This window comes from Variovorax sp. V116 (genome assembly GCF_041154435.1).
In the GTDB taxonomy this organism is placed as follows: Bacteria; Pseudomonadota; Gammaproteobacteria; order Burkholderiales; family Burkholderiaceae_C; genus Variovorax; species Variovorax paradoxus.
In genome coordinates this window covers 1187106-1208015 of record NZ_AP028661.1, presented here as the reverse complement: position 1 = coordinate 1208015, position 20910 = coordinate 1187106, and the positions used below count along the sequence as shown (strand labels likewise).

Genomic DNA, 20910 nt, shown 5'->3' with positions numbered 1-20910 from the left:
TTTATTGCTGCGCAGGCTGCGCGGGCGGCTGCTGCGCAGAATCCGACGGCGGCGCTTGCGATGCCTGTGACGGTGCAGCTCCGCCGGCAGGCGGCGCGACCACGGGAGGCACCGTGGCCGGGAAAAGCCCGCTCGGCCTGGCCGCCGGCGTTGGCGAGGCCGGCAAACCCGGCGGGACCGAACTGCCAATGCTGATCGGCGCGCGCACCGGCAGTTGCAGCGTGAAAGCTGCCGGCCCCTGTGCACTGGTGCCGAGCGTTGCCGCGCGCACCCCGACCGACTGCAGCACATAGTTGTCGCCCACGCGCGAACCGACGCGGAACGGACGCGGCGGCTTGCCGTCGATGGAGATCAGGGCGGCGCCTTGGTTGAACGGATCCGCCACCACGCCCGACAGCGCAAAGCGGCTGGCCGCCTCGGGTGCGGCGGGCGCCGCCTCGGCGCCCGAAACCACGCCGAGCAGCCGCGCGACCGCATCAGCGTCGGCCGAGACCGCCGCCCTGGGCATGGTGGCCGCCGCGGCCACGGGCTCGGGCGGCGCCGCGAGCCGCAGCCCCCAGAACACCGCCGCTGCCGCGGCCAGCGCCCACAGGCCCGTGGTTGCAACGGGGGCATGCCAGTGCGCGGCGGAATAGGGACTTGTCATGGCCGCGGATTATCATGCAGCGCGCCTTCCGAACCATGTCATCCAAGCTATGAAAAAAATCCTACGCGACGCCACCCGCGCTGCCCAGCGCGGCTTCACGCTGATCGAGCTGATGGTGGTGCTGGTCATCATCGGCGTGCTGGCCGCGCTGATCGTGCCGAACGTGATCGAGCGCGCCGACGACGCCCGCGTGACCGCCGCCAGGACCGACATCAACAACCTGATGCAGGCGCTCAAGCTCTACCGCCTGGACAACCAGCGCTACCCAACGGCCGAGCAGGGCCTGCAGTCGCTGCTGGTGCGACCGACCGCCGGGCCGGCCGCGCCCAACTGGAAGCCCTACGTCGAGAAGCTGCCGAACGATCCGTGGGGCCATCCGTACCAATACATGAATCCGGGTATCAAGGGCGAAATCGACGTGCTCTCGCTCGGCGCCGATGGCCAGGCCGGCGGCGAGGGCAAGAATGCCGACATCGGCAGCTGGCAGTAGGCGCACGGGCGGCTTCACGCTGCTCGAGCTGATCGTGGTGATCGCGATCATCGCGATCGCAACGGCCGGCGTGAGCTTCGCGCTGCGCGACACCAACGCGGCCCGGCTCGACCGCGAGGCCGACCGGCTGGCCGCGCTGCTCGAATCGGCCCGTGCCCAATCGCGCGCGAGCGGCGTTGCGGTGCGGTGGCGCCTCGTGGAGGGCGGCAGCTTCGTGTTCGACGGCCTGCCGCCCGATGCCTTGCCCAGCGGCTGGGCCGCGAGCGGCATCAGCGCCACGGCTTCGCTGGCCGGCGGCGCGCCGGTGGCGGCGGTGCAACTGGGCCCCGACCCGATCATTGCCGCGCAGCAGATCGTGCTGTATTCCGAAGGCCCGCCCGCGCGCTCGCTGCGCATTGCCACCGACGGCCTCAGGCCCTTCACCGTGAGCACGCCGTGACATCCAGGCGCAATTCGGCATGCGGCGGATTCACGCTGATCGAGGTGCTGATTGCGCTCGGCATCGTCGCGCTGGCGCTCGCGGCGGGCTCGCAGGCCACGATGTCGCTCACGCGCAATGCGCAGCGCCAGTCCGACCTGCTGCTGGCCGACCTGTGCGCGGAAAACGAGCTTGCCAAGGCGCGGCTCGCCAGGCAGATGCCCGCGGTGGGCGATTCGGGCTCGATCTGCGTGCAGGCCGGCGTCTCGTTCAACGTGACCACCTCCACCATCGCCACGCTCAACCCCAATTTCCGGCGCGTCGACGTGCAGGTGCGCGACGAGGCCAACGCGCCGGTGCTGCGGATCTCGACCGTGGTGGGCCGCTTCTGATGCGCCGCTTCGCAAGCCAGGGAGCCCGCGGCGGCTTCACGCTGATCGAGCTGCTGGTGGCCATTTCGGTGATGGCGCTGCTCGCGCTCGTGAGCTGGCGCGGGCTGGACAGCATGTCGCGCGCCACCACGCTGAACCAGCAGCGCGCCGACGCGATGCTGGCGCTGCAGACCACGCTCTCGCAATGGGGCGCCGACCTCGACGCCGTGACCCCGATCGCGCAGACCCGCCCGATCGACTGGGACGGCCGCGTGCTGCGGCTCACGCGCCGCGGCAGCGATGCGGGCGCCCCCGCCATGCTGGTGGTGGCGTGGACGCTGCGCACCGGTGCCGACGGCACCCGCTGGCGGCGCTGGCAGTCGCCGCCCTTCACCACGCGCGGCGAATGGCAGCAGGCGTGGAACCTGGCCTCCTCGTGGGCACAGGAAGGCGGCGGCGGCGACGTCGCGCTGATGCCGGCCACGAGCTGGCAGCTCTACTACTTCCGCGAGAACGCCTGGACGCCCGCGGGCGAGCTGCCGGCCAGCGCGCCCAATCCGGCGAACCCGGCCAATCCCACTGGCGCGCTCGTGAACATGCCGGACGGCGTTCGGCTGGTGCTGACCCTGTCCCCGGGCGAGGGGCTGGCGGGCACGCTCACGCGCGACTGGGTCAAGCCCACGGTGGGGGCGCCGCGCTCATGACCGCATCCACGGTTTGCAGAACAACCGGGCAACGCCAGCGCGGCGCCGCGCTGCTCGCGGCCATGCTGACCGTGATGCTGGTCGCCACCTTCTCCGCCGCGGCGCTGTGGCAGCAATGGCGCGCATCCGAAGTCGAGGCGGCCGAGCGCGGACGCGTGCAGGCTGCGTGGGTGCTGATCGGCGCGCTCGACTGGTCGCGCCTGATCCTGCGCGAGGACGCCCTCACCGGCGGGCCCGACCACCTGGCCGAGCCCTGGGCCGTGCCGCTCGCGGAGGCCCGGCTCACGAGCTTTCTGTCGGCCGAGAGGAACGTGGCCAGCGACAACCTCGAAGGACTGCCCGATGCCTTCCTCTCGGGCCGCATCGTCGATGCGCAATCCAAGCTCAACGTGCTGTCGCTGGTCGACGGCAACAAGCCGGTGCCGGCCAGCATCGCCACCTTCACCAAGCTGTTCAACATCCTGGGCCTGCCGGCCTCGGAGCTCAGCGCGATGACGTCCTCGCTCGCGCGCGCGCTGGCCACCGGCACCGATGCCGCCGGCGGCGGCGATGCCGGCGCGGCGCCGCTGATGCCGCAGGAGGTTTCGCAGCTGGTGTGGCTCGGCCTTTCGCCTTCGACCGCGGCCGCGCTCGAGCCCTACGTGACGGTCCTCCCGATACGCACGCCGCTCAACATCAATACCGCGAGCGCCGAAGCCATCAGCGCCAGCCTGCCGTCGCTGAGCATCAGCGACGCGCGCCAGTTGGTGGAAAAGCGCACGCGCTCGTACTTCAAGCAGATTGCCGACGCCAACGCCGCGCTGCCGAACGGCGGCACGCAGTTCAACGCCGGGCAGCACAGCGTGGGCACCCAGTTCTTCGAGGTCTACGGCCGGCTGCGGCTCGACCGTACCTGGGTCGAGGAACGCTCGCTGCTGCAGCGCGACGGCGTCACGGTGAAGACGATCTGGCGCAACCGCGGCGCCGGCCTTGCCACGGCCACTCCGGCTAAACCCTGAGTGCGGCTGATTTTCTTCATTTCTGTTGCATCAATACATCGTCCAGAGCCCGTCGCATCTACGTCAAACGCTACAAATAGAGTAGCAATGGCACCATCGGTGCACCCCTACAATCACCCGCCCTCCTGAAAACGAAATGACCCCGCTGCTGCTCATCGCTCCCCTCCCCCCGGCCGACGCCGCGGGCGAGTACGACTGGGCCCAGGCTGGCGACGACGGCATCGCCCTGCGCAACCAGGGCCGCGCGCTGCTCGCGCTGCTGCCGGCCAGCGCGGAAGTCACGCTCGGCATTCCGGCCGCGGCGCTGTCCTGGCACCGCGTCACGCTGCCCAAGGGCAGCACGAGCAGCGCGTCGAAGCTGCGCGCCGTGCTCGACGGCCTGCTCGAAGAGCATCTGCTCGACGATCCCGAGGCCCTGCACTTCGCACTCGAACCCGCGGCCAAGGCCGGCGCGCCGGTCTGGGTGGCGGCCTGCAACCGCATCTGGCTGCGCACGCTGGTGCAGGGGCTGGAGTCGGCCGGGCGGCGCGTGGTGCGCATCGTTCCCGAATTCGCGCCGCAGCCCGCGGACGGCCCGCCGCTGCTGCAGGTCACCGGCGAAGCCGAGGCGCCGCAGCTCACGGTGTGCGATGCCGACGGCGTGGTCTCGCTGCCGCTCGCGGGCGCCGGGCTGGCGCTGGCCGCCGGCCTGCCGCTCGACACCGCCGTGATCAGCGCCGAGCCCGCCGTCGCGCAAGCCGCCGAGCACCTGCTCGAGCGCCGCGTGCCCATCGTGCAGGCGCCGCAGCGCTGGCTGCAGGCGGCACGCTCGCCCTGGGAGCTCGCGCAGTTCGACCTCGCCGTGACGGGGCGTGCCCGCGCCGGCAAGAAATTTGCGTCGGTGGTGCAGACGCTGCGCTATGCGCCCGAGTGGCGCGCCGCGCGCTGGGGCATCGTCGCCCTGCTGCTGACCCAACTGATCGGCCTCAATGCCTGGGCCTGGAAGGAGCGCAATGCACTCGAGGCCAAGCGCCAGGCCGTCAAGAACATGCTGACCCAGACCTTCCCCTCCGTGAAACTCGTGGTCGACGCGCCGGTGCAGATGGCGCGCGAGGTCGCGGCGCTGCAGCAGGCCGTGGGCGATGTCGCGGGCAGCGACCTCGAACCGATGATCGGCGCGCTCGCCCCCAATCTTCCGCCGGGCAAGACACCCAGCGCCATCGACTACAGCGCCGGCCAGCTGCGCCTGCGCGGCCTGGGCCTGCAGCCTTCGGAGCTCACGCGGCTCTCGGGCGCGATGGGTCCGCGCGGCTACAGCGTGCGCGCCGAAGGCGACCTGCTGCTGGTGCAGGCCGAGGCTGCGCGATGAACTTCAGCGAACAACTCCGGGCCCGCTGGGCCGCCCTCGAACTGCGCGAGCGGCGCATGGTCGCCATCGCGGCTGCGCTCGTGGCGCTTGCACTGCTGTGGTGGGTTGCGCTCGCTCCCGCGCTGCGCACGCTGGCCGCGGCGCCGGCCGACCATGCGCAGCTCGACGCGCAGCTGCAGCAGATGGCCCTGCTGCAGAACCGCGCCAAGGCGCTGCAGGCGCAGCCCCGGCTGAACCGCGACGACGCGCTGCGCGCCCTCGAAACCTCGGTACGCGAGAGCCTCGGCACCAATGCCCAGCTCATGACAGCCAGCGGCGATGGCGCCGCCACCATCACGATGCGCGGCACGCCGGCCAAGGCCGTGGCCCAGTGGCTGGCGCAGGCGCGCGGCAATGCGCACGCGGTGCCGCGCGAGGCCCACCTGACCCGTGCGGCCGCCGCGCCGCCGGCCGCCGGCAGCAAGGACCCGCAGCCCGCGAAGGTGCGCTGGGAGGGCACGCTCGTGATGGCGCTGCCCGCAGCCCGTTGAGCCTGGCCGCATGGTGACGCGCTCCTCCCTTGCCGAACCCGCGCCGCGCCGCGGCTGGCGCTGGGCCCTGCTCGGCATCGTGCTGGGGGCGCTGCTGGCGCTGGTGCTGTTCGCGCCCGCGCGCTGGCTGGCGACGGCGCTCTCAAACTGGAGCCAGGGCCGGCTGCTGCTCGTCAACCCGCGCGGCACGGTCTGGAACGGCACCGCGGCCGTGGTGCTTGCCAGCGGCGCCGGCGGCGCCGAGGCGGTGTCGCTGCCCGGCGCGCTCAACTGGCGCATGCGCCCGGCCTGGAGCGGCATGTTCGCCGTGCTCGACCTGCCCTGCTGCGCGGCGCGGCCGCTCCAGCTCAAGGCCAGCCCGCGCACGGACGGCATGCAGCTGCAGTGGGGCGACGGCAGTTCGCGCTGGCCCGCCACCTTGCTGACCGGCCTGGGCGCGCCCTGGAACACGCTCAGGCTCGAGGGCACGCTCGACCTCTCCACCCGGGGCCTCTCGATGCAGTGGGACGGCCCCGTACTGCGCATCGCGGGCCAGGCCACGCTCGACGCCACCGACGTGTCGTCCAGCCTCTCGACGCTCAAGCCGATGGGCAGCTACCGCCTCACGCTCGAAGGCGGCAGCCGCCCGAGCCTGCTGCTGAGCACGCGCGAAGGCAGCCTGCAGCTGAACGGCAGCGGCAGCTGGAACGGCACCGCCTTTCGCTTCAACGGCGAAGCCAGTGCCGCGGCCGGCCGCGAAGACGCGCTTTCCAATTTGTTGAACATCATCGGACGGCGCGACAACGCGCGTTCGATCATCACCCTGGGTTGATCATGATGAAGCCACTGACTTCGCCCGGCAGCCGCCTCGCCGCCGTTGCACTCGCAGCGCAGGTGCTGGTTGCCGCCACCTTGCTGCAGGCCGCGCCGCCGGTGTTCGCACAATCCGGCGATGCGCCGCGCCGGGGCGAACCCATCACGCTCAACTTCGCCAACGCCGACATCGAGGCCGTGGCGCGCACCATGGCGGTGGTCACCGGCCGCGACGTGGTGGTCGACCCGCGCGTGAAGGGCACGATGAACCTCGTCACCGACCGCGCCATCGCGCCGGCTGCGGCATTCAACCAGTTCGCTTCCGCCCTGCGCCTGCAGGGCTTTGCGGTGGTGGAGGCCGAAGGGCTCTACAAGGTGGTGCCCGAGGCCGACGCCAAGCTCCAGACCCAGACCGTCAACACCGCCACGCCCAGCGCCGGCTCGGTGGCCGGCAACCAGATCGTCACGCAGATCTTCAGGCTCAACTACGAGTCGCCGAACAGCCTGCTGCCGGTGCTGCGCCCGCTCATTCCGCCCAACAACACCATCAACGTGAACCCGGGCAACAACTCGCTCGTGATCACCGACTACGCGGACAACATGCGCCGGCTGGCGCGCATCATCGCGGCGCTCGACGTGCCCAATGCGTCGGACATCGAGGTGATCCCGCTCAAGCATTCGATCGCCACCGACATGCTGCCGCTGATCACCCGGCTGGTCGACGGCAGCGGCTCGGGCGCCACGCCGGGCGCCCCCGCGCCGGGTGTGGCCGATGCGTCGTTCCGCACCACCCTGCTGGCCGACCCGCGCAGCAATGCGCTGATCCTGCGCGCGGCCAATCCGGCGCGCGCGGCGCTGGTGCGCACGCTGGTCCAGAAGCTCGACCGCGCGCCCGCCGAAAGCAGCAACGGCGCGGCCGGCAACATCTACGTGGTCTACCTGAAGAACGCCGATGCGGTGCGGCTGGCGGCCACGCTGCGCGCCGCCATGGCGGCCAACCAGCTGCCCGGCACGCCGGGTGCCCCGGGCGCGGCCGGAGGCGGCGGCGCGCCGCAACAGCAGCAAGCCAACATTCCGCAGGCCATGCAGCAGACGAGCCTCAGCGGCCAAGGCGGCGGCTCGGCGGCCGCCAACGCGCCGCTCAACAATGCCAACCAGCCGTCGACCGGCGGACAGATCCAGGCCGACCCGTCGACCAACTCGCTGATCATCACGGCGCCCGAGCCGCAGTACCGCCAGATGCGCGCCGTGATCGACAAGCTCGACGGCCGGCGCGCGCAGGTCATGATCGAGGCGCTGATCGTCGAGGTCAGCGCCAAGAAGGCCGCCAACTTCGGCGTGCAGTGGCAGAGCGCGCTGGGCAACAACGCGGTCATCGGCACCAATTCGAGCCTGGCCAGCGCCAACATCCTGGCGCTGACGCAGGCGCTGGCCACCCGCGACGTGGCCAACGTGCGGCCGTCGTCGGGGCTGAACCTGGGCATTGCCGGCAAGATCGGCGGCCAGTACATCCTGGGCGCCATTGCGAACTTCTTCAACAGCGACGGCGACGCCAACGTGCTCTCCACGCCCAACCTGCTGACGCTGGACAACGAAGAGGCCAAGATCGTCATCGGCCAGAACGTGCCCTTCGTCACGGGCCAGTACGCCAGCACCTCGGGCTCGGTGGGCATCAACCCGTTCACCACGGTGGAGCGCAAGGACGTGGGCCTCACGCTGCGCGTGCGCCCGACCATCAACGAGAACGGCACCGTGAAGATGACCATCTTCCAGGAGACCTCGACCGTCGACGGCAACACCATCAACAACCCCAATGGCCCGACCACCAACAAGCGCTCGATCGAATCGAGCGTGCTGGTGGAAGACGGCGGCCTGGTCATGCTCGGCGGGCTGCTGTCGGACGACTACGGCAACACGATCGAGAAGGTGCCGGTGGCCGGCGACATCCCGGTGCTCGGCAACCTGTTCAAGAACGAGATCCGCACGCGCAACAAGAGCAACCTGATGATGTTCCTGCGCCCCGCGGTCATGCGCGACGGCGCCTCCACCGAAGCCTTTGCCTACGACCGCTACGACGAGATCCGCGGCATGCAGCAGCGCACCCAGCCGAACACCGACAACATCATGCTGCGCGGCGTGGATGCCGCCCCCGTGCTGCCGGAAGCCCCGCTGCCGCGCTCGGGTGCCCGCGACACCAGCAGCAACGGCAACGGCAGCGACCGCATCCAAGGCACGCAGCTGATCCCGCCGCCGCGCCCAGCCGGGGACACCCGCACCCTGCGGCCGAGCCCGCTGCGCGGCGCACTGCCGCCCACGGCCGACCCCACCAGCTCGCGCGAACTGCCCTGAAGCCCATGCGCCACCCCCTGCCCTACGCGTTCGCACGCAGTCAGCAGCTGCTGCTCGAAGAAGCCGACGACGGCAGCCACACGCTGTGGATGTCGAGCCATCCCTCGCGCAGCGCGGTCGGCGAGGTCACGCGCAAGTACGGCGTGCAGGCCTTCGAGGTGCTGGCCGACGGCCCGCTCGCGCAGCGCATCAGCGCGGCCTATGCGCAGGGCGAATCGAGCGCCGCCGCGGTGGTGAGCGAGGTGCAGAGCGACGCCGACCTCTCGCGCATGATGCAGGAGCTGCCGGCGGTCGAGGACCTGCTGGAAAGCGCCGGCGACGCGCCCATCATCCGCATGCTCAACGCGCTGCTCACGCAGGCCGCGCGCGACGGCGCGAGCGACATCCACATCGAGCCCTACGAGCGCACCTCGTCCGTGCGCTTTCGCATCGACGGCACGCTGCGCGAGGTGGTGCAGCCCAACCGCGCGCTGCACGCCGCGCTGATCTCGCGCCTGAAGATCATGGCCGACCTCGACATCTCCGAGAAGCGGCTGCCGCAGGACGGGCGCATCAGCCTTCGCATCGGCACGCGCGCGGTCGACGTGCGCGTCTCCACGCTGCCCAGCGCGCACGGCGAACGCGCGGTGCTGCGCCTGCTGGACAAGACCGAATCGAAGCTCACGCTCGAATCGGTCGGCATGCAGGGCGACACGCTCGCGCGCTTCGAGCGCCTCATCGCGCAGCCGCACGGCATCATCCTGGTGACCGGCCCCACGGGCTCGGGCAAGACCACAACGCTGTACGCCGCGCTGGCCCGGCTGGATGCGAGCCGCAGCAACATCATGACGGTGGAAGACCCCATCGAATACGAACTGCCGGGCGTGGGCCAGACGCAGATCAACGCCAAGATCGAGCTCACCTTCGCGAAGGCGCTGCGCGCCATCCTGCGGCAGGACCCGGACGTGATCATGATCGGCGAGATCCGCGACTTCGAGACCGCGCAGATCGCCATCCAGGCCTCGCTCACCGGCCACCTGGTGCTTGCCACGCTGCACACCAACGACTCGGTCAGCGCCGTCACGCGCCTGACCGACATGGGCGTGGAGCCTTTCCTCTTGAGCTCGTCGCTCTTGGGCGTGCTCGCGCAGCGGCTGGTGCGCAAGGTCTGCACGGCCTGCGGCGGCGCCGGCTGCGAGGCATGCGGGCAGACCGGCTACCAGGGGCGCACCGGCATCTTCGAACTGCTGGTGGCCGACGAGACCGTGCAGGGCCTGATCCACAGCAAGGCGGCCGAGAGCGAACTGCTCCAGGCCGGCGCGCGCGGCGGCCTGCGCCTGATGCGCGAAGATGGCGAACGGCTGGTGCAGGCCGGCATCACCTCGCGCGCAGAACTGCTTCGCGTCACGCGCGACTGATCCGCCCGGCACCGCCATGCCCGCCTATTCCTTCGAAGCCATCGATGCCAGCGGCCAGTCGCGCGAAGGCGTGCTCGAGGCCGACACCGCGCGCAGCGCACGCAGCCTGCTGCGCGCGCAGGCGCTCATTCCGCTGTCGGTCACGCCGGTGGGCAGCAGCCACGTCAACGGCACCGGCAACGGCGGCCTGCGCCGCTGGCTGGGCGGTGGCGCCAGGGTCTTCAGCTCCACCGGCCTTTCGGTCTGGACGCGGCAGCTCGCGGGCCTGGTCTCTTCCGGCCTGCCGCTCGAACGCGCGCTGACCGCGCTCACCGACGAAGCCGAGACCGAACCGCAGCGCAACCTGGTCGCTTCGCTGCGTGCCGAGGTCAACGCGGGCTCGCCCTTCGCGCGCGCGCTCGCGGCCCATCCGCGCGAGTTCTCGCCCATCTACACCGCCGTGATCGGCGCGGGCGAGCAAAGCGGCAACCTCGGCCTCGTGCTCGACCGGCTCGCCGACGACCTCGAGGAGCGGCAGGCGCTGCAGCAGAAACTCATCGGCGCGGCGCTCTATCCGGCCATCGTCACGCTGGTGGCGATCGTGATCGTGATCTTCCTCGTGAGCTACGTGGTGCCGCAGGTGGCGCAGGTGTTCGCGGGCACCAAGCGTTCGCTGCCTTTCCTCACCACCGTCATGCTGTCGCTGAGCGCGGCGGTGCGCAGCTACGGCTGGTGGATGCTGGGCGGCGTGGTGCTGGCCGCCATCGCCGCGCGATTGGCGCTGGCGCAGGAAGCCTTGCGCCTGAAGTTCGACGCCGCCTGGCTGCGGCTGCCGCTCGTGGGCAAGCTTGCGCGCGGCTACAACGCGGCGCGCTTTGCCAGCACGCTGGCCATGCTGGCCACCGCCGGCGTGCCGATCCTGCGCGCGCTGCAAGCCGCCTCCGAAACGCTGGGCAACCGCGCCATGCGCGCCGATGCGCTCGACGCGCTGGTGCTGGTGCGCGAAGGCGCGCCGCTGGCCTCGGCGCTGGCGCAGAAAAAGCGCTTTCCCGGGCTGGTCTCGATGTTCGCGCGGCTGGGCGAGCAGACCGGCACGCTGCCGCTGATGCTGCAGCGCGCCGCCAACCAGCTGGGCGCCGAAGTGCAGCGCCGCGCCATGCACCTGGCCACCATCCTGGAGCCGCTGCTGATCGTGGCCATGGGCGGCGTGGTGATGCTCATTGTGCTGGCCGTGATGCTGCCTATCATCCAGCTCAACCAGTTCGTCAAGTAAGTCCGCCAGGAAGCACTGCACGCCATGCCCGTCACGCTCGAAGACAAGCTCGTGGTCGCGATCTCGTCGCGCGCGCTGTTCAACCTCGAAGAAGAAAACAGGATCTTCGAGGCCGGCGACAACGAGGGCTACATGAAGCTGCAGCTCGACCGCATCGACGTGCCGGCCGCGCCGGGCATCGCGTACTCGCTGATCCGCAAGCTGCTGCGCTTCAACGACGACGGCGTGCAGCGCGTCGAGGTGGTCATTCTTTCGCGCAACGATCCGGTCTCGGGCATGCGCATCTTCCGCTCGAGCGCGGCGGCCGACATCAAGCTGCAGCGCGGCGTGTTCACGCAGGGGCGTCCGCCCTTCGGCTACCTGCGGCCGCTGCGCGCGCACCTGTTCCTGTCGGTCAACGCGCAGGACGTGCGCGAAGCGCTGGGCGCGGGCTTTCCGGCCGCGCGGGTGCTGGTCGAATCGGTGAAGGCCAGCGATGCCTGGCCGAACGAAGTGCGCATTGCCTTCGACGGCGATGCGGTGCTCTTCAGCGACGAGGCCGAGCGCGTGTTCCAGGCCGAGGGGCTCGATGCCTTCCAGGCGCACGAACTCAGCAAGGCCGACCTGCCGCTGCCCGAAGGCCCCTTCAAGCCGCTGCTGACGGCGCTGCATCGCCTGCAGATGGCGGGCAACGCGCAGATGCGCATCCGCACCGCGCTGGTCACCGCGCGCAGCGCCCCGGCGCACGAGCGCGCGATCCGCACGCTCATGAAGTGGAACATCCGCGTCGACGAGGCGATGTTCCTCGGCGGCCTGCCCAAGGGCGAATTCCTGCGCGAGTTCGAACCCGACTTTTTCTTCGACGACCAGACCGGCCACGTCGATGCCGCGGCGCGCCACGTGCCCGCGGGCCACGTCTCCAGCGGCATCAGCAACGAGCGCTGAGCGCTTGCGCGGCGCGCCCTGCGCCGCAGCCTTGTCATCGCCCGTTCATGGCGATGTAACGCGATCTCCCTAGTCTTGCGGCCTGCCTCTGCGCGGTGCTTCGCGATGCCTTTTCGGCGTTGCGCCTTCGAGCCCGCGCGGCCTTTCTTCAGCGCTCTTCCGGGCGCCCACGCAACGACGACTCCCAAGGAATCCACCCATGCGACTTTCATCCCTGCCTGCGCGGCTCGTTCCCGCGCTGCTCCTGGCCTGCGTCCTTTCCGCCTGCGGCGGCGGCAGCAACGGCGGTAGCGGCTTCTTCGGCGGCCTGCCTGGCGTGGGCACGCCGGCACCGACCACGCCCACCACACCGCCGCCCGACACCGGCACAAAGCCCGAGATGCGCTGCGCGCCCTGAACAACATCCCACATCAGAACAACACCATGACCTCACGCCGCAGCTTCCTCACAGCCACCGCCACCACCGGCGCCGCCGCGCTCGCGCTCTCGGCCTTTCCGCCGAGCATCCGCCGCGCGCTCGCCATTCCCGCCAACAACAAGACCGGCACCATCAAGGACGTGGAGCACATCGTCATCCTGATGCAGGAGAACCGCTCGTTCGACCACTACTTCGGCACGCTCATGGGCGTGCGCGGCTTCGGCGACCGCTTCACCATTCCGCTGCCGCAGGGCCGCAGCGTCTGGCAGCAGCTCGACGACACCGGCAAGGAAGTGCTGCCCTACCACCTGGACGGCTCCAAGGGCAACGCGCAGCGCGTGGCCGGCACGCCGCACAGCTGGAGCGACGGCCAGGCTGCGTGGGCGGGCGGGCGCATGTACGAATGGGTGCGCTACAAGAAAACGAAGACGGCGCCTTTCACGCAGTCGATGGGCTATCTCGAAGAGGCGGAACTGCCCTTCCAGTTCGCGCTGGCCAACGCCTTCACGCTCTGCGATGCCTACCACTGCAGCATGCACACCGGCACCAATTCGAACCGCATGTTCCTCTGGACCGGCACCAACGGCCCCACCGGCGCGAACGTGGCCACGGTCAACAACGAGTGGGATTCGATCGACAGCTCGGCCAACGGCTACAGCTGGAAGACCTACCCCGAGCGGCTGCAGGAAGCCAAGGTCAGCTGGATCGTCTACCAGAACATGCCCGAGAATTTCGGCGACAACTCGCTGGCCGGCTTCAAGCAGTACCGGCTCGCCAACGAGGCCTCGGGCAAGCCCGTGAGCAACGACGTGGCCTCGCCCGCCTACGACCCGGCCAGCGACGACGCCGGCAATCCGCTCTACAAGGGCATTGCCAACACCATGCCCGACGGCGGCTTTCTCGAGCAGTTCCGCCAGGACATCAGGAACGGCAAGCTGCCCCAGGTGTCGTGGATCGTCGCGCCCGCGACCTATTCGGAGCACCCCGGCCCGTCGAGCCCGGTGCAGGGCGCCTGGTACATCCAGGAAACGCTCGATGCGCTCACTGCCGTGCCCGAGGTGTGGAGCAAGACCGTGCTGTTCATCAACTTCGACGAGAACGACGGCTACTTCGACCACGTTCCTTCGCCGGCCGCGCCTTCGATCGACGCCGGCGGCACGCCCGCAGGCAAGACCACGCTGCCAGTGCAAGCGCTCGCGCCCGAATACTTCAACCATCCGAATCCGCCCGGCACCACCGACCAGCCGCCGCCCGACGGCCGCGTCTACGGCCCCGGCGTGCGCGTGCCGATGTATGTGGTGTCGCCCTGGAGCCGCGGCGGCTGGGTCAACTCGCAGGCCTTCGACCACACCTCGGTGCTGCGCTTCATCGAGACGCGCTTTGGCGTGAAGGAAACCAACATCAGCGATTTCCGCCGCGCGGTGTGCGGCGACCTCACGAGTGCCTTCAACTTCGCCACGCCCAACACGGAAGCGCTGCCCGCGCTGGCGGGGCGCACGACCAAAGCGGACGCCGACAAGCTGCGTGCCGACCAGCAGGCCCTGGCGCAAGTGGCACTGCCGCTCGACCCGCTGCTGCCGCGCCAGGCCACCGGCACGCGGCCCTCGCGCGCGCTGCCCTACGAGCTGCACACGAGCGCCCGTGCCGATGCCATCGGCGGAAAGATCCAGCTGCTGTTCGCGAACACCGGCACCGCCAGCGCCGTGTTCCACGTCTACGACAAGCTCAACCTCGACCGCCTGCCGCGCCGCTACATGGTCGAGCCCGGCAAGACGCTCGACGACACGTGGAACGCGATGCGCGACGACAGCGGCTTCTACGACCTGTGGGTGCTCGGGCCCAACGGCTTTCACCGCCACTTCAAGGGCGACCTGAACGCGCTTCGCGCCGGCGATGCGGCCGTGCCCGAAGTGCGCGTGTGCTACGACATCGCCAACGGCAACGTGTACCTGGAGATGCGCAACGACGGCAAGAGCGCCTGCAAGTTCACCGTGCGTGCCAAGGCCTACCGCAACGACGGTCCGTGGACCGCGACGGTGGAAGGCGGCGCCAAGGCCGAGCTGCACTGGGACCTGGCAGCGAGCGGCGCGTGGTACGACTTTGCCGTGCGATGCGATGCCGACACCAGCTTCGTGCGGCGCTTTGCCGGCCGCGTCGAGACCGGCCGGCATTCGGTGAGCGATCCGGCAATGGGCCTGGCCGATCTCTGACGGCGCGAGAGAGCTACGCCGCGGCGGTGCGAAGCCGCAGATGCCGGACCCTGAACAGCAGCATCGCCGCGATGCTGACGTTCAGCAGGTTCCAGCCGATGCCGTTGAGGAACGCCGCGTGGTAGCTGCCGGTCAGGTCGAACACCTTGCCCGACATCCAGCCGCCCAACGCCATGCCGAACAGCGTGAACATCAGCACCGTGCCCACGCGCGCGCCGGCTTCCTCGGGCGGGAAATGCTCGCGCACGATGATCGCGTAGGACGGCACGATGCCGCCCTGGAACAGCCCGAACAGCGCCGAGATCACATAGAGCGACACCAGCCCGTCGAACGGCAGGAACAGCAGCAGCGCCACGCCCTGCAGCGCGCCGCCGAGCAGCAGCGTGCGCAGCCCGCCGATGCGGTCGCAGATCGCGCCCGACACCAGCCGGCTCACCACGCCGAAGCCCAGCATCAGCGACAGCATCTGCGCGCCCTGCGCCGGGCCGTAGCCGAGGTCGCCGCAGTAGGCCACGATGTGCACCTGCGGCATCGCCATGGCCACGCAGCAGGCCACGCCCGCCACGCACAGCAGGCCCTGTGCGGTGCCCATGCTGAAGCCGAAGGGCCGCGTCATGTCGCGCCGCCGCCCGGCATGGCCCGCATGGCTGGCCGGCGCCGCGGCCACTGCCGGCGGCCGCGCGCGAAAGAAGAGCGCGAGCGCCGCCATTGCCAGGCCGCAAAAGAGGCCCATGCCGATGTAGGTCTGGCGCCAGCCCACCGTCTCGATGAAGTGCTCCGCAATCGGCGGCCCGATGGCGCCTGCCACGTAGTTGCCGCTCGCGCACACCGCCACCGCGATGCCGCGCCGCTTGACGAACCAGAGCGAGGTGTCCGCCACCAGCGGCGCAAAGGCCGCGGCGCTGCCGAGCAGGCCGACCAGCACCGCCTGCGCGAGGGTGAAAGACACGATGCCATCGGCCATGCCGCACGCGACATAACCCACGCCGAGGCTCAGCGCGCCGATCAGCAGGGGCCACATCACGCCGAAGCGATCGGCCAGCCGCCCCATCAGCACGCCGCCCACGCCGAAGCCGAGCATCAGCAGCGTGTAGGGCAGCGAGGCATCGGCGCGCGCGATGCCGAACTCGGCCTGCACGGCCGGCAGCATCACCGAGACCACGTACATGCCACTGCTGCCGACCGTCATGACCAGCAGCGTGAGGCCGAGCCGCAGCATGGCGTAGCGCGAATCCGCCTCGTGGGCGCTTGTCTCGAATGTCTTCATTGTTTTTTGCTCCGCGCCGAGGATACCGCCGGGCGCGGACATGCGAAGGCAAGCGCGCGCAATGCCCGGCGGCGCATGGCCGCCCGCGCGCCCGAGAGGGGCGAATCAGCCCGCGAACGGGACCGGCATCACGACATCGGCCGAAGCCTTCGGCACCGGCACGCCAGGCTTGGGCTTGTCGTTGCAGCCGGCCGCCACCAGGCCGATGCAGAGCAGAAGAACAAGGACTGTGCTTCTCATGCGGCGGATGCTATGCCCGCGGCCTGGCAAGTCAAGTCGGACGCCGCGCCGACCGTGCCGCGCGGCTGCATGGCGCCTCATGGGATTCGTCATGCGGGTGTCATTGCGGTGCGCGAAGCTGCCGGGTCCATGACACTCGACCTCGCCGAAATCGCCCGCCTGTTCGCCGAGCGCGGCGGGGTTGCGTATGCGGGCGAGCCGGTGTCGCAGCTCGAGCATGCGCTGCAGTGCGCATGGCTGGCAGAGCAGGCCGGCGCGGGCGATGCACTGGTCACGGCCTCGCTGCTGCACGATCTCGGCCACCTGCTGATCGCCGAGCACCAGACGCTGCCGCGCTCGCCCACCGAGCTGGGCATCGACGACCGCCACCAGTACATCGCCATGCCGCTCCTGCGCGGCGTCTTCGGCGCCGAGGTGCGCGAGCCGATCCGGCTGCACGTGGACGCCAAGCGCTACCTTTGCGCGACACGGCCCGGCTACTTCTCGCGGCTCTCGGCGGATTCGGTGCGCAGTCTCGCGCTGCAGGGAGGCGTGATGGACGAGGCCGCGGCGCAGCGCTTCGCCGAGCAGCGCTGGGCCGGCGATGCGGTGCGGCTGCGGCTGTGGGACGAGGAAGCGAAGGTGCAGGGACGCGAGACGCCGCCGCTCAAGCACTTCCTGGAAGCAGCGGCGCGGGTCATGCTGCACTGAGCACTTTGCGGGGCGCCGGGCCGGTTCAGTCCCGCTTAAGGAACATTTGACTACCATCGTTTCTTCACGAAGTCCGGCGCACCCGCGCCCAGCGAGGAAACCTGCATGTCTTTATCCGTCACGGCGCGCGCCGCCACGTTCGCCCAGGTAGTGAAGCGCGTCTTCACGCTTGCGGCGCCCTACTTCCGTTCCGAGGAAAAATGGCGCGCCCGCGCGATGCTGCTGGGCATCGTCGCGCTGAACCTGTTCTACGTGTACGTGGCGGTGCTGGGCAACCAGTGGTACGGGCGCTTCTACGACGGGCTGCAGAACAAGGACTCGGCGGTCTTCTGGCGCGAGGTGGGCGTCTTCGGCTGGATCGCCTTCTTCAACATCGCGGTGCAGGTGCTCAAGTTCTATGTGACGCAGCTGCTGCAGCTGCGCTGGCGCACCTGGATGACGCGCGACTACCTGTCGCGCTGGATGGCCGACCGCACCTTCTATCACCTCGAGCTTGCGCGCTACGCGAACAAGGAAGGCCAGGCGCCCGACAACCCCGACCAGCGGATCCAGGAGGACATGCAGATGTTCACCGACTACACGATGACGCTGTCGATGGGCCTCCTGAACGCCGTGGTCACGCTGGTGAGCTTCGTGGGCATTCTCTGGGGGCTGTCGGGCAGCTTCGCGTTCTCGATGGGCGGCAGCAGCTACCAGATCGCGGGGGCGATGGTCTGGCTGGCGGTGGCCTATTGCGTGGTGGGCACGGCCATCACGCACTTCATCGGCCGCCCGCTGATCGGCACCAACTTCCGGCAGCAGCGCTTCGAGGCCGACTTCCGGCACCACCTGGTGCGGGTGCGCGAATACAGCGAGGCCATTGCGCTGGACAAGGGCGAGAAGGTCGAGCACGGCCAGCTCGACCTGCGCTTTGGCAGCGTGCTGCGCAACTACCTGGTGCTGATCAAGCAGCAGAAGAACCTGATCACCTTCACCTCGTTCTTCGGGCAGGCGGCCGTGATCTTCCCGTTCCTGGTGGCCGCGCCGCGCTTCTTCAGCGGCGCCATCCAGCTCGGCCAGCTGATGCAGATCTCGTCGGCCTTCGGCAAGGTGCAGGATTCGCTCAGCTGGTTCGTCGACAACTACGACCGCGTGGCCGTCTGGCGCGCAACCACCGACCGCCTCACCAGCTTCGACGATGCGATGCGCGCACATGCGGCGCGCAGCCAGTCGCTCGAGCGCGACGGTACCGCACCCGCGCTGCAGACCGGCGACCTGACGGTGGCCCTGCCCAACGGCACCTCGCTGCTCGCCGGCGCGGCGCTCGCGGTCCAGCCGGGCGACAGCGTGCTGCTGCAGGGGCCGTCGGGCAGCGGCAAGTCGACCCTGTTCCGCACTTTTGCCGGCATCTGGCCGTTCGCACGCGGCCATGTGAAGGTGCCCGAGGGCGCGGTGTTCATGCCGCAGCGGCCCTACGTGCCGGACGGCACCCTGCGCAATGCGCTGACCTATCCGAATCCGGCCGAGAACTACAGCGATGCCGAGCTGCGCCAGGCGCTGGCCGATGCGCTGCTGCCCAACCTCGTGGACCGCCTCGACGACAGCGATGCCTGGAGCCAGAAGCTTTCGGGCGGCGAGCAGCAGCGGCTGTCGATCGCGCGTGTGCTGCTGAAGAAGCCGTCGTGGCTCTTTGCCGACGAGATCACCAGCGCACTCGATGCCGAGGCCGAGGGCGTGCTCTACAAGCGGCTCTCCGACCGGGTGAAGGCCGCGGGCGGCGCCATGGTGTCGATCGCGCACCGCGCGGCGGTCGGCGACTTCCACAACCAGCGCTGGACGCTGGTGCCCCAGCCCGAAGGCGCACCGGCGGGCGGCGCGCGCTACCGGCTGGAGACTGCGGCCACCTAGACCTGCTGGGGGCGCGAGGCGTAGCGCTCCCAGCCCTTCTTGCGCAGCTCGCAGGCCGGGCACTCGCCGCAGCCGTAGCCCCAGGCCTGGCGATGTTCGCGGTCGCCGAGGTAGCAGGTGTGGGTTTCTTCCACGATCAGCTCGACCAGCGGCTCGCCGCCCAGGCGATGCGCCATCTGCCAGGTCTCGGCCTTGTCGATCCACATCAGCGGCGTCTCGATCACCAGGCGGCGCTCCAGCCCGAGCGAGAGCGCGAGCTGCATGGCCTTCATGGTGTCGTCGCGGCAGTCGGGGTAGCCCGAGAAGTCGGTCTCGCAGACGCCGGTGACGATCACCTGCAGCCCGCGCCGGTAGGCCAGCGCGCCGGCCAGCGTGAGGAACAGCAGGTTGCGCCCCGGCACGAAGGTGTTGGGCAGGCCGTCGGCCTGCATTTCAAAGGCCACCTCCTCGGTGAGCGAGGAGCCGCCGAGCTGGGCCAGCGCGGCCAGCGTGAGCACGTGGTCCTCGCCCAGGCGCGGCGCCCAGTCGGGGAAGCGCTCGCGCATCCTGGCAAGGATGGTGCCGCGCACGTCGAGCTCGATGCGGTGCCGCTGGCCATAGTCGAAGCCCAGCGTCTCGACGCGCTGGTACTTGGACAGCGCGTCCGCAAGGCAGGTGGTCGAATCCTGGCCGCCGGAGAACAGGACGAGGGCGGTGGTGTGCAGGGGCATGTCCGTCTCTTCAAAACCGCGATTTTCGCAGCCTTGGCGGCGCAACGTGGCGCCGCACCAACAGCCGCGGCCGTCCGGCCCTGCCGATGCACCACCAAAGTGCTATCTCGGGCAGAATCCGCGCGATTCGAAGGAGAGGCAACGCACAACATGCGCGAACAAGGGTCGATCCACGGCCTCGGCGATTACCTGGAGACCCGCAATTTCGCAGCGCTCGATGGGCTGCGGGCGGTGGCCGTCTTTCTTGTCTTCGGGTTCCACTTCGGCGGTCCGCGCTGGGACAAGTTCTCGGGCTGGCTCGGCGTGCATGCCTTCTTCGTGCTCTCCGGCTTCCTGATCACCACGCTGCTGCTGCGCGAGCGCGATGCCACCGGCACGGTGTCGCTCAAGGCCTTCTACATCCGGCGCGCGGCCCGGATCCTGCCGCTCTATTTTCTGGTCTACCTGCTGGTGCTCGCGCTGAGCTACCTCGCCCAGGGCGCGGCCTGGGAGCAGATGAAGGCGGCCACGCCCTACTACCTCACGCTGCTGAACGAGTTTGCCGGCTTCGCGCCGCTGCAGATGACCTGGACGCTGGGCGTCGAGTGGAAGTACTACCTGGTGTGGCCGGCGCTGTTCACGCTGTTCGGTTCCACCGCCGCCTCGCGCTTCGGGACCGCTGCATGCAGCCTCGCGCTGCTGGTTGCCGTCTGGATGACCGGTGCCCACCCGGCCGGATTCTCGCCCTGGCACTACCTTGGCATGCTGGTGGGCTCGATGGTGGCGATCGCGATGCACACGCGCCGGACCTTCGCATGGATGCGCGGCCTCATGACGCAGACGGCCGCCATCGCGATCGCGCTCGCCCTGTTCCTGGTGCACCGCAAGTCGCTCACGATCAGCGCGCGCTTCGGCGAGCCGCAGCTGATTGCCGTGTACGTGGTGCTGGTGGGCCTGTGGCTGCCTTCGCTGGTTGCGGCGGACAGCTGGCTGCGCAGGCTTCTTTCGTCGCGCTTCATGCTGTTCGTGGGGCGCCGCTCGTACGCGATGTACCTGGTGCAGTACCTCGCGGCGCAGGCCGTGATCGGCATCTCGCCCACCACGGTGGCGGGGGCGACGCTGCTGTTCGCGTCCTTCGGCGTGGCACTGCTTGTCTCCGACTTTCTCTACCGCCGGTTCGAGAAGCCGATCACCGACTGGGGCCACCGGCAGGCCCGGGCGGCCACCCAGCCGGCGCCTGCCTTGCCGGCCGCATCGGGCGGCGCCGCGTCGGCCTGAACGCGCGGCGGT

21 protein-coding genes are annotated in these 20910 nt (G+C 69.9%); 17 read left to right on the top strand and 4 right to left on the bottom strand.

Features of this window, described 5'->3' with window-relative positions:
* Nucleotide 1 precedes the first annotated feature (1 nt).
* Nucleotides 2–646, bottom strand: coding sequence for a type II secretion system protein N (locus ACAM58_RS05575; RefSeq protein WP_018903563.1), 645 nt, complete (start codon nt 644–646; stop codon nt 2–4).
* A gap of 49 nt (nt 647–695) precedes the next feature.
* Here ACAM58_RS05575 and gspG point away from each other — a divergent pair, with 49 nt between their 5' ends.
* The 14 genes from gspG to ACAM58_RS05505 all read left to right on the top strand — a co-directional run bounded on the left by gspG (nt 696) and on the right by ACAM58_RS05505 (nt 14847).
* The gene (gene gspG, locus ACAM58_RS05570) at nt 696–1136 is read left to right on the top strand and encodes a type II secretion system major pseudopilin GspG (protein WP_018903564.1); all 441 of its coding nucleotides are present in this window, start codon (nt 696–698) and stop codon (nt 1134–1136) included.
* On the top strand, nt 1111–1575 hold the full coding sequence (locus tag ACAM58_RS05565; protein WP_018903565.1) for a GspH/FimT family pseudopilin: 465 nt from the start codon (nt 1111–1113) through the stop codon (nt 1573–1575). Before gspG ends, ACAM58_RS05565 begins: the two co-directional genes overlap by 26 nt.
* Nucleotides 1572–1946, top strand: coding sequence for a type II secretion system minor pseudopilin GspI (gspI, locus tag ACAM58_RS05560; protein ID WP_012746228.1), 375 nt, complete (start codon nt 1572–1574; stop codon nt 1944–1946). Before ACAM58_RS05565 ends, gspI begins: the two co-directional genes overlap by 4 nt.
* Entirely contained in the window at nt 1946–2629 is a 684-nt protein-coding gene (locus ACAM58_RS05555) for a type II secretion system protein J (RefSeq protein WP_369664238.1), read from the top strand. Before gspI ends, ACAM58_RS05555 begins: the two co-directional genes overlap by 1 nt.
* Nucleotides 2626–3627, top strand: coding sequence for a type II secretion system minor pseudopilin GspK (gspK, locus tag ACAM58_RS05550; protein ID WP_012746226.1), 1002 nt, complete (start codon nt 2626–2628; stop codon nt 3625–3627). Before ACAM58_RS05555 ends, gspK begins: the two co-directional genes overlap by 4 nt.
* Nucleotides 3628–3763: 136 nt before the next feature.
* Nucleotides 3764–4975, top strand: a complete 1212-nt coding sequence (gene gspL, locus ACAM58_RS05545) for a type II secretion system protein GspL (protein WP_369664237.1) — start codon at nt 3764–3766, stop codon at nt 4973–4975.
* A complete protein-coding gene (gene gspM, locus ACAM58_RS05540; protein WP_369664236.1) occupies nt 4972–5505 on the top strand; it encodes a type II secretion system protein GspM in 534 nt (177 codons plus the stop codon). Before gspL ends, gspM begins: the two co-directional genes overlap by 4 nt.
* Before the next feature lie 10 nt (nt 5506–5515).
* The gene (gene gspN, locus ACAM58_RS05535; RefSeq protein WP_369664235.1) at nt 5516–6316 is read left to right on the top strand and encodes a type II secretion system protein N; all 801 of its coding nucleotides are present in this window, start codon (nt 5516–5518) and stop codon (nt 6314–6316) included.
* A 2-nt stretch (nt 6317–6318) separates the two neighbouring features.
* The gene (gspD, locus tag ACAM58_RS05530; protein ID WP_369664234.1) at nt 6319–8646 is read left to right on the top strand and encodes a type II secretion system secretin GspD; all 2328 of its coding nucleotides are present in this window, start codon (nt 6319–6321) and stop codon (nt 8644–8646) included.
* 5 nt (nt 8647–8651) lie between these two features.
* Nucleotides 8652–10043, top strand: a complete 1392-nt coding sequence (locus ACAM58_RS05525; RefSeq protein WP_319429979.1) for an ATPase, T2SS/T4P/T4SS family — start codon at nt 8652–8654, stop codon at nt 10041–10043.
* A gap of 16 nt (nt 10044–10059) precedes the next feature.
* Nucleotides 10060–11295, top strand: coding sequence for a type II secretion system inner membrane protein GspF (gene gspF / locus ACAM58_RS05520; protein WP_369664233.1), 1236 nt, complete (start codon nt 10060–10062; stop codon nt 11293–11295).
* A 24-nt stretch (nt 11296–11319) separates the two neighbouring features.
* The gene (locus ACAM58_RS05515) at nt 11320–12219 is read left to right on the top strand and encodes a 5'-nucleotidase (RefSeq protein WP_012746219.1); all 900 of its coding nucleotides are present in this window, start codon (nt 11320–11322) and stop codon (nt 12217–12219) included.
* Between the two features lie 199 nt (nt 12220–12418).
* Nucleotides 12419–12616 (top strand): hypothetical protein, encoded by a 198-nt coding sequence (locus ACAM58_RS05510; RefSeq protein ID WP_369664232.1) that lies wholly within the window; start codon nt 12419–12421, stop codon nt 12614–12616.
* A gap of 26 nt (nt 12617–12642) precedes the next feature.
* Nucleotides 12643–14847, top strand: a complete 2205-nt coding sequence (locus ACAM58_RS05505; protein ID WP_062363092.1) for a phosphocholine-specific phospholipase C — start codon at nt 12643–12645, stop codon at nt 14845–14847.
* Between the two features lie 13 nt (nt 14848–14860).
* Here the strand turns inward: ACAM58_RS05505 and ACAM58_RS05500 are convergent, their stop codons facing one another.
* A complete protein-coding gene (locus ACAM58_RS05500) occupies nt 14861–16114 on the bottom strand; it encodes an MFS transporter (RefSeq protein ID WP_062363095.1) in 1254 nt (417 codons plus the stop codon).
* Between the two features lie 105 nt (nt 16115–16219).
* Entirely contained in the window at nt 16220–16354 is a 135-nt protein-coding gene (locus ACAM58_RS05495; RefSeq protein WP_259347628.1) for a hypothetical protein, read from the bottom strand.
* A 129-nt stretch (nt 16355–16483) separates the two neighbouring features.
* On the opposite strand from ACAM58_RS05495, the gene ACAM58_RS05490 reads away from it, so the two are divergent.
* Both ACAM58_RS05490 and ACAM58_RS05485 read left to right on the top strand, forming a co-directional pair.
* Entirely contained in the window at nt 16484–17044 is a 561-nt protein-coding gene (locus tag ACAM58_RS05490; protein ID WP_278879315.1) for a phosphonate degradation HD-domain oxygenase, read from the top strand.
* A gap of 105 nt (nt 17045–17149) precedes the next feature.
* On the top strand, nt 17150–18931 hold the full coding sequence (locus ACAM58_RS05485; RefSeq protein ID WP_028254140.1) for an ABC transporter ATP-binding protein/permease: 1782 nt from the start codon (nt 17150–17152) through the stop codon (nt 18929–18931).
* On the opposite strand, the gene queC is transcribed toward ACAM58_RS05485, so the two are convergent.
* Nucleotides 18928–19641 carry a 7-cyano-7-deazaguanine synthase QueC gene (gene queC / locus ACAM58_RS05480; RefSeq protein WP_028254139.1) on the bottom strand — a complete coding sequence of 238 codons (714 nt, stop codon included), beginning with the start codon at nt 19639–19641 and terminating at the stop codon, nt 18928–18930. The genes ACAM58_RS05485 and queC overlap by 4 nt on opposite strands.
* 150 nt (nt 19642–19791) lie before the next feature.
* Here queC and ACAM58_RS05475 point away from each other — a divergent pair, with 150 nt between their 5' ends.
* Nucleotides 19792–20898, top strand: coding sequence for an acyltransferase (locus tag ACAM58_RS05475; protein ID WP_028253972.1), 1107 nt, complete (start codon nt 19792–19794; stop codon nt 20896–20898).
* The last annotated feature ends 12 nt before the right edge of the window (nt 20899–20910 follow it).

Bases quoted from the DNA above. Each gene is read 5' to 3' on its own strand.
- gspL (WP_369664237.1), top strand. From the start codon at position 3,764: ATGACCCCGCTGCTGCTCATCGCTCCCCTCCCCCCGGCCGACGCCGCG.
- gspD (WP_369664234.1), top strand. From the start codon at position 6,319: ATGATGAAGCCACTGACTTCGCCCGGCAGCCGCCTCGCCGCCGTTGCA.
- gspF (WP_369664233.1), top strand. From the start codon at position 10,060: ATGCCCGCCTATTCCTTCGAAGCCATCGATGCCAGCGGCCAGTCGCGC.
- ACAM58_RS05565 (WP_018903565.1), top strand. From the start codon at position 1,111: ATGCCGACATCGGCAGCTGGCAGTAGGCGCACGGGCGGCTTCACGCTG.
- ACAM58_RS05500 (WP_062363095.1), bottom strand. From the start codon at position 16,114: ATGAAGACATTCGAGACAAGCGCCCACGAGGCGGATTCGCGCTACGCC.
- ACAM58_RS05575 (WP_018903563.1), bottom strand. From the start codon at position 646: ATGACAAGTCCCTATTCCGCCGCGCACTGGCATGCCCCCGTTGCAACC.
- queC (WP_028254139.1), bottom strand. From the start codon at position 19,641: ATGCCCCTGCACACCACCGCCCTCGTCCTGTTCTCCGGCGGCCAGGAT.
- ACAM58_RS05510 (WP_369664232.1), top strand. From the start codon at position 12,419: ATGCGACTTTCATCCCTGCCTGCGCGGCTCGTTCCCGCGCTGCTCCTG.
- ACAM58_RS05555 (WP_369664238.1), top strand. From the start codon at position 1,946: ATGCGCCGCTTCGCAAGCCAGGGAGCCCGCGGCGGCTTCACGCTGATC.
- ACAM58_RS05495 (WP_259347628.1), bottom strand. From the start codon at position 16,354: ATGAGAAGCACAGTCCTTGTTCTTCTGCTCTGCATCGGCCTGGTGGCG.
- gspK (WP_012746226.1), top strand. From the start codon at position 2,626: ATGACCGCATCCACGGTTTGCAGAACAACCGGGCAACGCCAGCGCGGC.
- gspN (WP_369664235.1), top strand. From the start codon at position 5,516: ATGGTGACGCGCTCCTCCCTTGCCGAACCCGCGCCGCGCCGCGGCTGG.
- ACAM58_RS05525 (WP_319429979.1), top strand. From the start codon at position 8,652: ATGCGCCACCCCCTGCCCTACGCGTTCGCACGCAGTCAGCAGCTGCTG.
- ACAM58_RS05490 (WP_278879315.1), top strand. From the start codon at position 16,484: ATGACACTCGACCTCGCCGAAATCGCCCGCCTGTTCGCCGAGCGCGGC.
- gspM (WP_369664236.1), top strand. From the start codon at position 4,972: ATGAACTTCAGCGAACAACTCCGGGCCCGCTGGGCCGCCCTCGAACTG.
- ACAM58_RS05505 (WP_062363092.1), top strand. From the start codon at position 12,643: ATGACCTCACGCCGCAGCTTCCTCACAGCCACCGCCACCACCGGCGCC.
- gspG (WP_018903564.1), top strand. From the start codon at position 696: ATGAAAAAAATCCTACGCGACGCCACCCGCGCTGCCCAGCGCGGCTTC.
- ACAM58_RS05485 (WP_028254140.1), top strand. From the start codon at position 17,150: ATGTCTTTATCCGTCACGGCGCGCGCCGCCACGTTCGCCCAGGTAGTG.
- ACAM58_RS05515 (WP_012746219.1), top strand. From the start codon at position 11,320: ATGCCCGTCACGCTCGAAGACAAGCTCGTGGTCGCGATCTCGTCGCGC.
- ACAM58_RS05475 (WP_028253972.1), top strand. From the start codon at position 19,792: ATGCGCGAACAAGGGTCGATCCACGGCCTCGGCGATTACCTGGAGACC.